Source organism: Rossellomorea sp. NPDC077527, assembly GCF_044542955.1.
GTDB classification, from domain to species: Bacteria; Bacillota; Bacilli; order Bacillales; family Bacillaceae_B; genus Rossellomorea; species Rossellomorea aquimaris_E.
Genome location: NZ_JBITVL010000004.1, coordinates 35,488 through 48,142, shown reverse-complemented (window position 1 = coordinate 48,142; position 12,655 = coordinate 35,488). Strand labels below are relative to the sequence as shown.

The 12,655-nt window shown below is 40.8% G+C and carries 13 protein-coding genes; 1 reads left to right on the top strand and 12 read right to left on the bottom strand.

Annotated features, from left to right (window positions below):
- Positions 1–20: 20 nt before the first annotated feature.
- The 12 genes from ACIGG7_RS14540 to ACIGG7_RS14485 all read right to left on the bottom strand — a co-directional run bounded on the left by ACIGG7_RS14540 (position 21) and on the right by ACIGG7_RS14485 (position 11,675).
- Positions 21–305 carry a hypothetical protein gene (locus tag ACIGG7_RS14540; RefSeq protein WP_224941342.1) on the bottom strand — a complete coding sequence of 95 codons (285 nt, stop codon included), beginning with the start codon at positions 303–305 and terminating at the stop codon, positions 21–23.
- Positions 306–716: 411 nt separating this feature from the next.
- Complete coding sequence (locus ACIGG7_RS14535; RefSeq protein ID WP_224940891.1) at positions 717–1,418, bottom strand: DUF421 domain-containing protein; 702 nt, start codon at positions 1,416–1,418, stop codon at positions 717–719.
- A 103-nt stretch (positions 1,419–1,521) separates the two neighbouring features.
- Entirely contained in the window at positions 1,522–2,115 is a 594-nt protein-coding gene (locus ACIGG7_RS14530) for a kinase (protein ID WP_397550355.1), read from the bottom strand.
- A gap of 109 nt (positions 2,116–2,224) precedes the next feature.
- Positions 2,225–4,519 (bottom strand): RNA polymerase recycling motor HelD, encoded by a 2,295-nt coding sequence (helD, locus tag ACIGG7_RS14525; protein ID WP_397550086.1) that lies wholly within the window; start codon positions 4,517–4,519, stop codon positions 2,225–2,227.
- A gap of 245 nt (positions 4,520–4,764) precedes the next feature.
- On the bottom strand, positions 4,765–5,133 hold the full coding sequence (locus tag ACIGG7_RS14520; protein ID WP_397550354.1) for a nuclear transport factor 2 family protein: 369 nt from the start codon (positions 5,131–5,133) through the stop codon (positions 4,765–4,767).
- A gap of 107 nt (positions 5,134–5,240) precedes the next feature.
- Complete coding sequence (locus ACIGG7_RS14515; protein ID WP_224940894.1) at positions 5,241–5,948, bottom strand: M48 family metallopeptidase; 708 nt, start codon at positions 5,946–5,948, stop codon at positions 5,241–5,243.
- Between the two features lie 3 nt (positions 5,949–5,951).
- On the bottom strand, positions 5,952–6,449 hold the full coding sequence (locus ACIGG7_RS14510) for a YehS family protein (RefSeq protein ID WP_397550085.1): 498 nt from the start codon (positions 6,447–6,449) through the stop codon (positions 5,952–5,954).
- Positions 6,450–6,589: 140 nt separating this feature from the next.
- Positions 6,590–7,786 carry an ATP-binding protein gene (locus ACIGG7_RS14505; RefSeq protein WP_397550084.1) on the bottom strand — a complete coding sequence of 399 codons (1,197 nt, stop codon included), beginning with the start codon at positions 7,784–7,786 and terminating at the stop codon, positions 6,590–6,592.
- Between the two features lie 203 nt (positions 7,787–7,989).
- A complete protein-coding gene (locus ACIGG7_RS14500) occupies positions 7,990–8,601 on the bottom strand; it encodes an HAD family hydrolase (RefSeq protein WP_397550083.1) in 612 nt (203 codons plus the stop codon).
- Positions 8,602–8,654: 53 nt separating this feature from the next.
- A complete protein-coding gene (gene lepB / locus ACIGG7_RS14495) occupies positions 8,655–9,197 on the bottom strand; it encodes a signal peptidase I (RefSeq protein WP_397550082.1) in 543 nt (180 codons plus the stop codon).
- A 184-nt stretch (positions 9,198–9,381) separates the two neighbouring features.
- The gene (locus ACIGG7_RS14490; RefSeq protein WP_397550081.1) at positions 9,382–10,284 is read right to left on the bottom strand and encodes a cupin domain-containing protein; all 903 of its coding nucleotides are present in this window, start codon (positions 10,282–10,284) and stop codon (positions 9,382–9,384) included.
- A 92-nt stretch (positions 10,285–10,376) separates the two neighbouring features.
- Positions 10,377–11,675 (bottom strand): D-serine ammonia-lyase, encoded by a 1,299-nt coding sequence (locus ACIGG7_RS14485; protein WP_397550080.1) that lies wholly within the window; start codon positions 11,673–11,675, stop codon positions 10,377–10,379.
- Between the two features lie 125 nt (positions 11,676–11,800).
- Here ACIGG7_RS14485 and ACIGG7_RS14480 point away from each other — a divergent pair, with 125 nt between their 5' ends.
- Complete coding sequence (locus tag ACIGG7_RS14480; RefSeq protein ID WP_397550079.1) at positions 11,801–12,574, top strand: putative hydro-lyase; 774 nt, start codon at positions 11,801–11,803, stop codon at positions 12,572–12,574.
- Positions 12,575–12,655 lie beyond the last annotated feature (81 nt).

Sequence of the window (12,655 nt, the reverse complement as noted above, 5' to 3'; positions counted from 1 at the left end):
TTTTCCTCATCGTCAATAAACTACTTTTGAAACAGCTTACGTTGTTTCATGTAGTCGATTGCTTTCGTTTTGTTTTTTTGGTTCGAGACATAGGTTGATTCATTTTTGATTCTCTTATAGGTAGAAAGCCTTTCTGAGGAAAGCAAATCTTTTTCGATGGCTGCCTTCACTGCACAGTTCGGCTCCGTATTGTGGGTGCAGTTTGAGAATTTACACGTCGAGGCTAGTTCTAAAATGTCTTCGAATGTGTCAGGAGAATATTCTCCAGGATTCATTATTTCGGTTATTTTTTGATTGAATGTCATCATAACTCCTTCCTTTACGTTATATACAATAGTTGTATAATCTGTATTACTTCCTTTCATTAAGGTTTATTTCATAGGGTCTGTTTATAAGAAAATTCGTTTCACTACCCCATAGTTAAAAAAACGATTAAGACAAGACCTGTGAACATATACGTTGAATATTTCTTTCTGTCCGTACCGATCCGAAGCTCCCAAAGACCAACGGTAACTAGATATACTCCCAACAAACCCATAACAAAGGGTAAAATGATGAGAATCCCCAATTCTTCTTCCTCCATCCCGAACTACCTTTGAAAATTCACAGGCTGAGTTAACATATATTCCAATTATTCCAAATTATCTCATCTAATACAATCCCTTTTCCTATAGAAAAAAGGTGCCAAACCTTCTATCGCGATTTGGACACCTTCTTTATTCTTTTAACCCATCATTCCTTTGATCGATGTAAAGTGTACCATCCTCCTGCAGTTCAACGTAGAAGGAATCTTGAACCTTAACTTGAAAATGATTTAGCTGAAATTGCAGCCACTCTTCCGATATGCCAGCTTCCTTTAAGTTTTGATATAATATGTTCCCATCGACAATTAATTCCGTTGGTATGTATTTAGGCTGTCCAGTAATGATGTTCTGGTCTCTTTTTGTAAACGGTCGATATGCCGATTTTAAAGATACCGTTAGTTTTCCGTCCGGTTCAAGAATGGCCGTATCAACTTCATTTACAGAAAATACGTTTTTTTCTCTAAGGAGCATGCTTAGGTCATCCATATTCAGATGATGTTTGCCTAACGTGTCCTCGAGTATTTTCCCCTCCTTAATGACAATCACAGGCTGTCCGTCAATGACTACACGAGCTTTAGATGATTTGAGTCCGATATATCCTAATAGGAACGTCAGGAAACTCCACCAAACGAGACTTGTTAGCCCTTCAAAAAAAGGAGTCTTGGATTCCCCAGCAATGTCTGCTGCGATGGAGCCAATGGTAATCCCTGTAATATAGTGAAAAAAAGTCAATTGACTCAGCTGTATTCGCCCCAGTAATCGTGCGAGTAGCAGGAGGACCAGGAAACTCGCTGTGGAACGTATGATCATTTCTAAGTAATCTACATGAAACAAAGGATTCGACCCCTAAACGTTATTTAGTATAGTTCTGTGCGCTTCTATACTATTTTATGCGGGGGTTAAACTAAAAAAAGATCTAGTACTTTGTTTTTCTTCGCTATGAACGAATGACATGATCAGCCATAACTTCAGGGTTGTATTGGTTGATATAATAATCTTCTGCTTTCCAATATCTGTTCTTGAATTTTGTTATATTTTGTTGAGTTTTAAGTGATTCCCGATCAAATCTGGTGGTTCTCGGGCAATCGAGATAAAGGACTTTATCGAAAAAGTTCCTCCACTCCTTCCGCTGGATGAAAACCCCTTCTATAATAATCAACCCATTCTTTGGTAACTGAATCGTCCTGTTTTCATGTGTATCGAGTTGACCTTGGTAAAATGGAAGTAAAATGTGTTCACTATCATTTAAATTCCGAAAGAAATGTTCCGCCAGCCATTCCACATCCCACTGCAATTGAAAGTATTCATACCACTCTTCAAAGCCCGTGTCATATCTTCGTTTACGTTCAACAATATGATCATCGAGATGGAAAATATGATATGGGCGATTTTCTTTGTTTAAGTGATGACTTAAATTCCGGACAATAGTCGTCTTCCCTGAACGGCTCAAACCGTCTATTCCAAGAATGAACCTTTTCCTTCCATACTCATCATCAACATCCCTCAACAAATCCAGATGCTCCATCTCCATCAATTTCTTCACTCCTTAATGATTGAGAGGGACGGACCTCAAATTTTAGATCTAACCCCCTCTAAATCTGGTTTTCTTCCCGAAAACAGAGGTCCGTCCCTCACAGTGATTATATGTGTTCTATAAAGGGCGTTGGCTTTCCGATGCTGTAGAGTTGGAGTTCGTGCATAGCTCTTGTGCATGCGGTGTAGAATAGCCTGCGCAGGTTTTCGTCAGCGTACGATTTTTCTGATGCGTCATAGATGATGACGGCGTCGAATTCGATTCCTTTTGCCAGGTATGCAGGAATGATGACCACTCCCTGCTCATATTCAAGTGATACACTCGTCATAAGTTTCACCTTTTCAACGGTTCTTAGGGAATCGTATACCCATTTGCTTTCGGATGCCGTTTTACAGATGATAGCGATGGAAGAATAGTGCTTCTCCCTCCATTTCGTTATCGTTTCCATTATATGGTGATGAAGCTCGGCAACGTCTGTCACCTGTTTAAGGGTTGGTTTATCTCCGTCCCGTTCAAAAGCGGAGATTTGATCACCACCCGGCACCAAACTTCTTGTGAATTCAATGATCGGCTTGGTGGATCGATAGCTCTGAGTGAGATGAATCCATTCCGTCTTACCTGGACCATATAGATCGGTAAGATTACTGAAATCAGCATATTGATTGGCATGGGCAAAGATGGCCTGGTTAAAATCACCGAGGACGGTCATTTTGGCTGCAGGAAAAAGTCTTTTGATGAATTCAAATTGAAAGGGTGAGTAATCCTGGGCTTCGTCAATGAGTACATGTTTAATGGATGAATTGGTCTGGAAACCGAGAATCAACTCTTTTAATAATAAATAAGGTGTCGCATCTTCGTAAAACAAACGTCCCTCATTTAACATGTTGATCGTCAATCTGCATACATCATCCCATTTATGGGGTCTATTCGCCTTCATGACTGACCCTAATTCCAATGAATCAGCAAACAATTGTTGATAAATCCCCTTTACATCTATATAACAGAACGAGTTGATCCGATTCCTTAGCCTTTTAAATTTTCTTCGTACAATCAACCTTCTCAACGCTTCATACTCCGCTTCATAATCATCAGAAATATTTTTCTTCCGGAAATACTTCCGAGCCTTATGATATTCATCATTGCTCATCAACTCGATGGCTTCTTCCACCCATGGCTCCAACCGTTCACTTTTTTCTGCTTGATCGACTCGGGTGCTGAGCCATTCTGTCAACTTCTCTAGTCTATTATGAAAGCGGAGCGAGCAATCAATACTATAAAACCGTTCAGTGATTTCCTCTCCTTTAACGATCGGTTTCCCCCTGAACTTTATATCTTTGAATTTCATCCCCGAATTCTCTAGTGATTCCCTATAAGACTTCAACGCATGAAAAAAATCGGTTGAGGCCTTGAATTGTATACTTTCAATGCGGATCCCATACATGTGATTACCAGTTTGATCCAATACATATTCCAGCTGTTCATAAGGACCTTCAACCTGGAATTCATTGCTCAAACGGTGGTCCAGATATTCCTGAAAGGTCACCTGTTCCATATTTTCCTCCCCGAGTTCAGGAAGAACATGTGATACATAACTGTTGAACATAGAGTTAGGCGAAAATAGAACGATTTGGTCTGCTTTCAACGTTTCTCGATATTTATATAGCAGATACGCAATCCTCTGCAAAGCAGCAGAGGTCTTTCCGCTTCCGGCAGCTCCCTGGACGATGAGTAATCTTCCGCTGTCATGCCTGATGATTTGGTTCTGCTTCTGTTGAATCGTGGCTACGATGCTGTGCATGTAGTTGTCTGATCGATTGCCGAGGACCTGCTGTAAAACTTCGTCCCCAATCGTCAGACTAGTATCGAACAAGGACTCGATCACACCTTCACGAATGAGGTATTGCCATTTTTTCTCTACTGATCCATGAATGACTCCCCCAGGAGTGGTGTATTCGGCTGGACCAGGAGGATAATCATAATACACGCTTGAAATCGGTGCCCGCCAATCGTAAACCAAGAAATTTTCTCCACTTTGATCTGTCAGTGTCGAAATGCCAATATAGACCTTTTCAGTTGGTGCTCCTTCTTCGCTGAAGTCGATACGCCCGAAATACGGTTTCCCGATCATTTTCCGAAGAGCGGATAATTTTTTTAAAGCTTGCCTGTGGGTACTCTCGGAAACGGTCAAGGTTTGAGCTTGCTGCCTTAATGCAAGAACGGTTTCCAGGAAATCATCGAAGGTATCTGTATTAACCTTAACCTCATCCCAGAAATGATTACGAATCTCATTCACTTCATCTTTACGTCTTCCAGTTTCGTTTTCCAGCTTTACGATCATGTCAGATATGCTTCCTATGACTGAGTCTACACGTTTTTGCTCAAGTTTGATATCTGGATTCATCCAAGCACTCCTTCACAATAAAATTCAGGGTTGACTGATAAACGGTTTATGTTGTATAATTAAAATTGAGGAAATATGTTTTATTTTTAATTTATTAAACATATCTTTATTAATATACCAAAATATCATGATAAATTCAATCACAATATTAAACCTTCCCCTCTTATTCTTTCAGAGGGGAAGGTTTTTTTGTAAATATTATTCCTAAGCAAAAAGCTCTAATAGAGTTTTATAGGGACACCCGGCTAAAAAACTCCATTTTCATTAATGGTATCTTCAGGCATCGGTTGCCCTATGTCCCATAATTCAGCAATTTTATCTTCCTCGAAGCGAAAAATATGCACAACGATCGCACCCAAATCATCTTGATGCTGTCTGACATGTGAATGAACCGCTACTTCGTCTTTTTCTTCAATGGCCCGTTTCACTTCAAAAATCTTACGAGGATTCTTTACAGCATTGTCTTCCATTGCGAGCATGAGCGATTCTCCATCCCCACGAAAATAAGGGTTGTGATGGTGAAAACCATTTCCTATGTAGTCTTTAAATGCTTTACGAACATCGCCAGACGCAACGGTTTCCAGAAACGAAACGGCTATTTCTTTTTTAGACATTCCTTGTTTTTCAGTCACTTCCGTCATCCCCTTAATGAAAAATTGTATGTCCTTCTCATTATATATGAAAGGGGGATGTTTCAAAAGATTCTTACATTATTCGATCATCAGACTGTCATCTTCCAGCTCGAATCCGCAAGCCACCGTTCTTTTTCTTTATAATCCGGTACGATCTTTCCCACAAGCCTCCAAAAGGAACGATCATGGTTAAGATGAACCATATGGCACATTTCATGGACGACAACATAATCAATGACCTCAAGCGGCGACATGGCCAATTTCCAGTTAAAGGTCAGCTGCCGTCTTCCATCGCAAGTTCCCCAAGTCGTACGACTATCCGAAATGCGTACAGAGCGAGGCTTGGTTTTAAAATGTTGCTGATGAGAGGAAATACTTTTCTCAACGATCGACTTACATTGCTTGTAGTAAAATCGTTTTAACGCCTGTTTAATCCTCTCATCTTCGATTACTTTCACTTGGATATTCAGTATCTCATTGTTAAATGTCACATAGTCCTGAGTGATTTCAGGACTGTGATGAACTTCTATGGGAAAGCTCTTCCCAAGATACAAGAAAGGCTCACCATGTTGGTAGGACTTTATTTGTGGACCATTCAAACGACCTTTTACTTCCTTTGATTTCTGAATGATCTTATCCCAATGCCCTTCAAGAAACTCAAAGACAGATTCTTCCTGAGTTCCCTTTGGAGCGTGCACTTCTAAATTTCCATAACCATCAACATATACTCCTATGGATTTTCGGTTTTTATATTTTAATTCAAAATGGATCGTCTCACCTGAATACGAATGTTTCATTTCTTAACCCCTATATCTGATTGCCAGCCCCTTCAAAAAATTCCGGGCGTAACGATCACCACAGATCCTATAATTTTTATGCCCTTCTCTTCTTAAAATCGCACCTAACTCACTCTTTGTCATTACGACATCCGCTAATTCCAAGATTTCAATCATATCCTCACTTGTTAGGGAAAGGGCGATTTTCACTTTCTTCAGCAGAAGATTATTCACATGTTCATATGTGATCGCAGGTTTTTCGGGCTGTCCGGGCTTTGGTTCCTGCTTTCCTCTTTTAAAAGTTATAAAGCCATTCAAAAAAGACTCGAACATCTCATCGTCACAAGGTATTTGATCTTCTATTTCCAATTCGTCCATGTCCATCGACTTTGTAAGGACCTTCAACACTTCGTCTTTTGATAATTCTATTCCACCAAGCTTGAAGATTTCTACCATTTCTGTATTTTTAATATCGAGTGCGTACCTCAATCGAATCAAGATATCATTATTATCAATATTCATTGTTTGCCTCCTGGAAATTTGCTTTTCACTAAATCATAAGCTTATCATGTTAAAGTTAGAAAAAGAAGCGTGTAATGATCCTTTTAATACTTATTAGATATAATGAAAGGTCCGTCCCTCATAGGACAGACCTTTTAACATTAAACGAGTACTAATGGAAATTGAAGGGTTACAGTTGTGCCTTTGCCGGGTGCACTTTGGAACGTGATATTCCCGTTATATTTCTCTACAATGTTATAACAAATCATTAGACCCAGACCTGTTCCTTTACTCTTCAAGGAGTAGAAAGGGGTGCCGAGGCTTTTTAATTCTTCATTTGTCATTCCTCTTCCGGTATCTGTGATTCGGATAATGACATTCCTTTTTTCTTTATTCGCCGTCACCCATACAGCTCCACCTTCTGAAGATGCTTCAATAGCGTTTTTGATCAGATTCATGAAAAGTTGTTTCAGTTCGATGGAATTAGCTGATACATGACATTCCTTTTCAACGTGAAGTTGTATACTGTTATCATTTAGCAACCCATACATAATCAATAGCTCTGTAACATCTTTAAGCACAAGATCTACATTGATAATATGTATTTTCCCTGCTAAATCTGGCTTTGAAATCGACAAAAATTGAGAAATAACATGCTCTGCGGTGTCCAGCTCGTTGATCATCATGGGAAAATTTTGCTTCTCCCTGAGTATCTCATCCTCTGCGTAGTATTGCAAAAAACCCTTGACGACAGTCAGAGGATTCCTAATTTCATGTGCGACAGCTGCTGCCAGTTGACCTGTCACCTTCATCCGTTCTGCCTGCTGCATCTGTTCATAATACATGCGTTGTTTCTGGATTCGAAGGTTGGTTAGATGAAAAATAAAGTACAATAGAACTTGGCTCGCAATGAAGTTCACAACATTACCCACCATGTCTTCATAAATATATGGGTAGATTTCCCCTTTATCAATCATTCCAATATAACTAAATGTACAAACGATGAAAACCACATTCAAAAGCATAGAGAAATAAAAAAGCTTTTTATCAAAAAACATGATCGAAAGGGCGGGTATGAAACAAAGCAATACGAAATTCGACCAGGTTTCTGGATAAAGAAAAAACAAAGTATAAAAATATCCTGCCGATGATAATACAGTTAAATACCTTACCCATGTATTCTCATAGAAGGGATATATTAGTAGGCAAGCAGATATAATGGTGACGATCACGCTATGGATGACAAATCTCGAATTAATCGGATTATCGATGACTAGTCCAGCTATCATCAACAAGATAATAAACGAAACAATGTAATAATAATATTTTTTATTTAGCCAATCATGGAATTCTTTCATTTCTAAACTCCTACTAGTATTCTACATTTCTCCAAATCATTGTCATAATATTGTAACTATCTTACAAAAACAAGAAAAAGTCAACGTTAACTAAGTTCCGTCCATATGTATTGCCTCAACTGAATTGTTTCATGCATTAATAAAGAAATCGAGCAAAAAAGCCAAAGGATCCCCTCAGGATCCTTTGGCTTTTATCATAAATGTTAAAATACTTTCAACAAGTCATCAAATGATTCGATCATATGATGGTAGGAAGTTGCGCTTCCAAAACCGTATGATACATAAACAAAAGGGATACCTGCCTCTTCGGCTGCTTTTTGGTCTCCCAGTGTATCTCCTACATATACCGGTTCCTTTAAATCGTTACGCTCGATAATAAGTCGGATATTCTCCCCTTTGGTCAATCCAGTTCTACCCGGATTCTCAAAGTCGATAAAATGCTCATCCAGCCCGTGATAATCATAGAACGCCTCAATATATCCATCCTGACAGTTACTGACGATGAACAATCTATACTTCTTAGACAATTCCTCCAGAACAGGTTCTACATGGGGATATATATGTCCACCATGGTTTCGTAAGTGGGGGATCTCTTGGCGGGAAAGGTCTTTCAATAACTGTTCACGTTCTTCTTCATCCAAATCAGGAAATAATATCTTTCCAATTTCCTTCATTTGAAGTCCCATAGTCCCTTCCAGATGCTTTCTTGTAATACTACTTTTATTTTTCTCCACGATTACTTTATTCCACGCTTCAAGTACAGACTCGATTGGATCCCACAATGTTCCGTCAAGGTCAAAGATGATGCTGTCCATTTTTCTCCACCAATCTATTAAAGTTTCTCTATTATCAAAATGGGTATTCAACTCTATTTCTTAATAATTTTCATTTCTTTAACAGGCCAATAAACTATATTGGTCGTCCCCACTACCATATCAATCGGGATCGAACCGATTTGACGACTGTCTTTGCTGTATCTTCTATTATCCCCCATAACAAATAGTTCACCATCAGGAACCGTTAGCTGCTTTACCGGTGTATCCTCCAAGGTGAAGTTAGGGGTCAGGGCACCAATCACGGATTCTTTTTGTTTGTCCAGGTAAGGTTCAGCATACGCTTTGCCGTTTATGTATAATGTATCATTCTTATACTCAACCTTATCTCCCGGCAGACCGATGACACGTTTAATATAATCTTCCGTATTGGTCGCATGAAAAACAATGATATCAAAGCGCTCAGGTTTATCCATCTTATTGACAATCATACGGTCCTGGTCCAGTAAGGTCGCATTCATCGAAGCCCCTTCAACCACAATAGGGATAATGATAAAGGATCGAATGATAAATGCTAGCACTACTCCAATAATTAAGGGCTGAGCCCACCCCCAGATTTTTCTTTTTTCGGTCACCATGTACTTCATCCTCTCTTAAAAGCTCTCCCTACTCTACATTTTAGCATAAAATTCCTAATCTTTCGTTTTCATCTGTAGCGGATACGTGAAAAAGTATGTCTTAACGATAAATCAATAGATTGAGAGACACACAAAAACGTTGCAGAAAACAATTCTGCAACGTTTAGATGCGAGTTAAAGAGAGTCAGTGCTCTCCCTCAGCTGCCATTGCATCAGCCTTGGTTACATGTACCGTCCCTTTTGGATGTTGCGGTGGCGCATAAATGGAATACAACTTGATCGGAGTATTGCCGGTATTGATAAGATTATGCCAGGTGCCGGCGGGAATCATGATGGCAAAGTCTTGCTGCACTTGTTTCTCATAGGTTAAATGATCTTGGCGATCACCCATCCGAACAATCCCTTCGCCTTGTTCAAGACGGAGAAATTGATCCAGATTCGGATGGATCTCAAGCCCTATATCTTCACCTGGATTAATGCTCATCAAAGTTACCTGTAAATGTTCTCCCGTCCATAAGGCGGTGCGGAATGTGTCATTCGCCACAGTGGCTTCATCGATATTCACCGCATATGGAGCAGGGCCAACATCTTTTGACATCATCCGTATTTCTTCAGCTGATCCCAACTCACATAACGTTCGTGCGTGCTCCCACTCATCCCTGCACGTATTTACCAGTACTTCATATACCACTGAGTGCTGTGCCTGCATGCTGCAAACCCGGAACTGCTCATAATCTGCAAGTTCCGCTTTATATGCCCGTTTAAGCCCCTCCCGATACGAATGAAACGGAATGCTCTCCACATGATAGACGGGGTGTGAGTCTGTTAATGAAGTATACACATTCGTTAACTCCCACCAATGCCTTTGCTCATCTTCCATCATGCGCATTATGAATTGTCGCTCTTCATCATTAGGTGCAATCTTTGCAAGGCGATGATAGAAATCAACACTCGATGCCTTTTTTTGGATCCCACTCAGCAGGGTGTTCACCAAGTGGCCAGTGCTCCCTTCCGTTCCGGTTACGGTCATAGGATAGGTATGAGCGTGATAGGAATACCCGTTCGGTACATTATACACTCTGATCATTCCCTTCAGTCTTTTACCACGATATCATATGCGTGGATTCGGAAGGTGTGCTTATGCCTAAATGAACACAGCACAGGGCTCTCTCATAAACATCATCCCAGATACCCTTTTCCTTTTTTAACATACTCATCCATGATGGAAGCTGGTACAAGGTTTCCACCCGTGGCCCATACTAAATGAGTGGCATGGGTCACATCGACTTGAAGCGATGTAAGATGCTCCTGTACCGGCGGCAGGACAGGGCCAATCATACCCGCTAGTGCGGAGGGCTCCAAGGCGATGGATTCTGATGAATGTAAGAGCGCAAGCAATTTGAAGAGGGTTTCATCAGTGACGGTAAACACCCCGTTCAGCAGTCTCTCAATCATTTTCCCCGCCAGTGCAGATGATCTTCCAACTGCAAGTCCATCCGCTTCTGTACGGTTGCTTAATCCAATTTCCTGAACGGATATCTCTTCATGTCTCCCTGTCGAAAGCCCCAATAGCATGCAGGGCGAGTGCACAGGTTCTGCAAAGTAACAATGCACATGTTCACCGAATACATGTTTCAATCCATATGTCACACCACCTGGACCACCACCTACCCCGCACGGTAAGTAAACGATCAACGGGTGATTTTCATCTACGATTATCCCTTTTTTTCTGAACTGTTCCCTTAACCTCATTGCAGCAACCGAATATCCCATAAACAGATCCTTGGAATTCTCATCATCTATAAAGAAACAATTCGGATCAGATAAACTCTGCTTCCTGCCTTCAGCGACGGCGTGGGAGAAATCTTGTTCATGCTCCACTACCTTGACGCCCTTCCCCCTCAAGAGGTCTTTTTTCCAACGCTTTGCATCCCGGGACATATGAACCGTAACCTGAAAACCAATCGCAGCCCCCATTATACCGATACTCAACCCCAGATTCCCCGTTGAGCCGACAGCAATGGAGTAACGGGAATAGCACTCTCGGATCCGTTTTGACTCAAGTTTTGAATAATCGTCCTTTTCATCGATCCAGTTTTGTTTGATCGCGATACGCTCTGCGATCTTGAGCACCTCATATATACCTCCCCTGGCTTTAATCGACCCAGCAATTGGAAGCTCATGGTCGCATTTCAGTATGATCTGACCCTGTATCTTCGATTTATTATAATCTTCGAGCGTTCTCTGCATGTTCCCGATGTATTTAATGGGTGACTCAATGATGCCGTCGACTGTTTCCGGGAATACCTTTTTCAGGTAAGGAGCAAACCGCTCGAGCCGTCGCTCTGCATCCACGATTTCCTGAATGCCTGACATTGTACTCTTAGGGTCCAATGAAGGGTTCCCCCAGAATACTTCTTTAGCCGATTGCAAATCCATGAATAATTCCGAATTCATTTGATGCATATTACCCGTCATTTTTGATTCCCCCTCATTGACATGACCATCCAATTTAAACCCTCTTCACAAATGCCTAACCAAAATATGATAAGATTGATATGATTCTTCTGAAAATTATAACAGAAAAAGGAGAGCCTGATTTCATGTTACCTTCCAAACTTAGAGCGGATATTAGATCCGGAAAGCACCAAACCCACACTTCTGGATTTTGTCAGAATTATGTACAGGCAAATCTGGTCGTCCTTCCAAAAGAATACGCTTTCGACTTTTTATTGTTTACTACTCGCAACCCGAAATCGTGTCCTATCGTCGAAGTGCTGGAACCAGGACAATATCAATCCAAATATGCCAAAGAATCAGATATTCGCAGGGACATCCCTTTATACCACATCTATGAACATGGTAAATTGATTGACACCAAAAAGAGCATTGAAGATGTATGGAAAGATGATTTTGTCAGCTTTCTCATTGGGTGCAGCTTTACTTTCGAGAGCCAGCTGATCAAAGGGGACATCCCACTGCGACATATCGAAGAAAATAAAAATGTAGCTATGTACACAACAAATATCCAAACAGAGAAAGCCGGAGTATTTGATGGTCCTATGGTCGTATCCATGAGGCCCGTTCCAAACTCTCTGGTGCAAAAAGCAGCGGATATCACCTCGTTATTTCCTAAAATGCACGGTTCCCCCGTGCATATCGGTGATCCAACTGAAATCGGCATCCAGGATATTACCAAGCCTGATTTCGGAGATTTCGTGGAAATCAGGGAGGATGAAACACCGATGTTCTGGGCATGTGGGGTGACACCTCAAGCAGTGGCCCAGCACGCAAAGATCCCATATATGATCACCCACTCTCCAGGTTGCATGTTCGTAACGGATTGGAAAAACGAAGACTATTTGCACGAAACTTAATCAGAGAGGGACGGACCTTCATAAGCAAGGTCCGTCCCTCCTGCGCTATAATTAATTAGAAAAAGAGGTGCTTTCCGAAGG

What these genes read in the sequence shown, in the direction of transcription:
- ACIGG7_RS14540 (WP_224941342.1), bottom strand. Translation starts at nt 305, where the DNA reads ATGACATTCAATCAAAAAATAACCGAAATAATGAATCCTGGAGAATAT.
- ACIGG7_RS14530 (WP_397550355.1), bottom strand. Translation starts at nt 2,115, where the DNA reads ATGGAGATGGAGCATCTGGATTTGTTGAGGGATGTTGATGATGAGTAT.
- helD (WP_397550086.1), bottom strand. Translation starts at nt 4,519, where the DNA reads ATGAATCCAGATATCAAACTTGAGCAAAAACGTGTAGACTCAGTCATA.
- ACIGG7_RS14520 (WP_397550354.1), bottom strand. Translation starts at nt 5,133, where the DNA reads ATGTCTAAAAAAGAAATAGCCGTTTCGTTTCTGGAAACCGTTGCGTCT.
- ACIGG7_RS14515 (WP_224940894.1), bottom strand. Translation starts at nt 5,948, where the DNA reads ATGAAACATTCGTATTCAGGTGAGACGATCCATTTTGAATTAAAATAT.
- ACIGG7_RS14510 (WP_397550085.1), bottom strand. Translation starts at nt 6,449, where the DNA reads ATGAATATTGATAATAATGATATCTTGATTCGATTGAGGTACGCACTC.
- ACIGG7_RS14505 (WP_397550084.1), bottom strand. Translation starts at nt 7,786, where the DNA reads ATGAAAGAATTCCATGATTGGCTAAATAAAAAATATTATTATTACATT.
- ACIGG7_RS14500 (WP_397550083.1), bottom strand. Translation starts at nt 8,601, where the DNA reads ATGGACAGCATCATCTTTGACCTTGACGGAACATTGTGGGATCCAATC.
- lepB (WP_397550082.1), bottom strand. Translation starts at nt 9,197, where the DNA reads ATGGTGACCGAAAAAAGAAAAATCTGGGGGTGGGCTCAGCCCTTAATT.
- ACIGG7_RS14490 (WP_397550081.1), bottom strand. Translation starts at nt 10,284, where the DNA reads ATGATCAGAGTGTATAATGTACCGAACGGGTATTCCTATCACGCTCAT.
- ACIGG7_RS14485 (WP_397550080.1), bottom strand. Translation starts at nt 11,675, where the DNA reads ATGACGGGTAATATGCATCAAATGAATTCGGAATTATTCATGGATTTG.
- ACIGG7_RS14480 (WP_397550079.1), top strand. Translation starts at nt 11,801, where the DNA reads ATGTTACCTTCCAAACTTAGAGCGGATATTAGATCCGGAAAGCACCAA.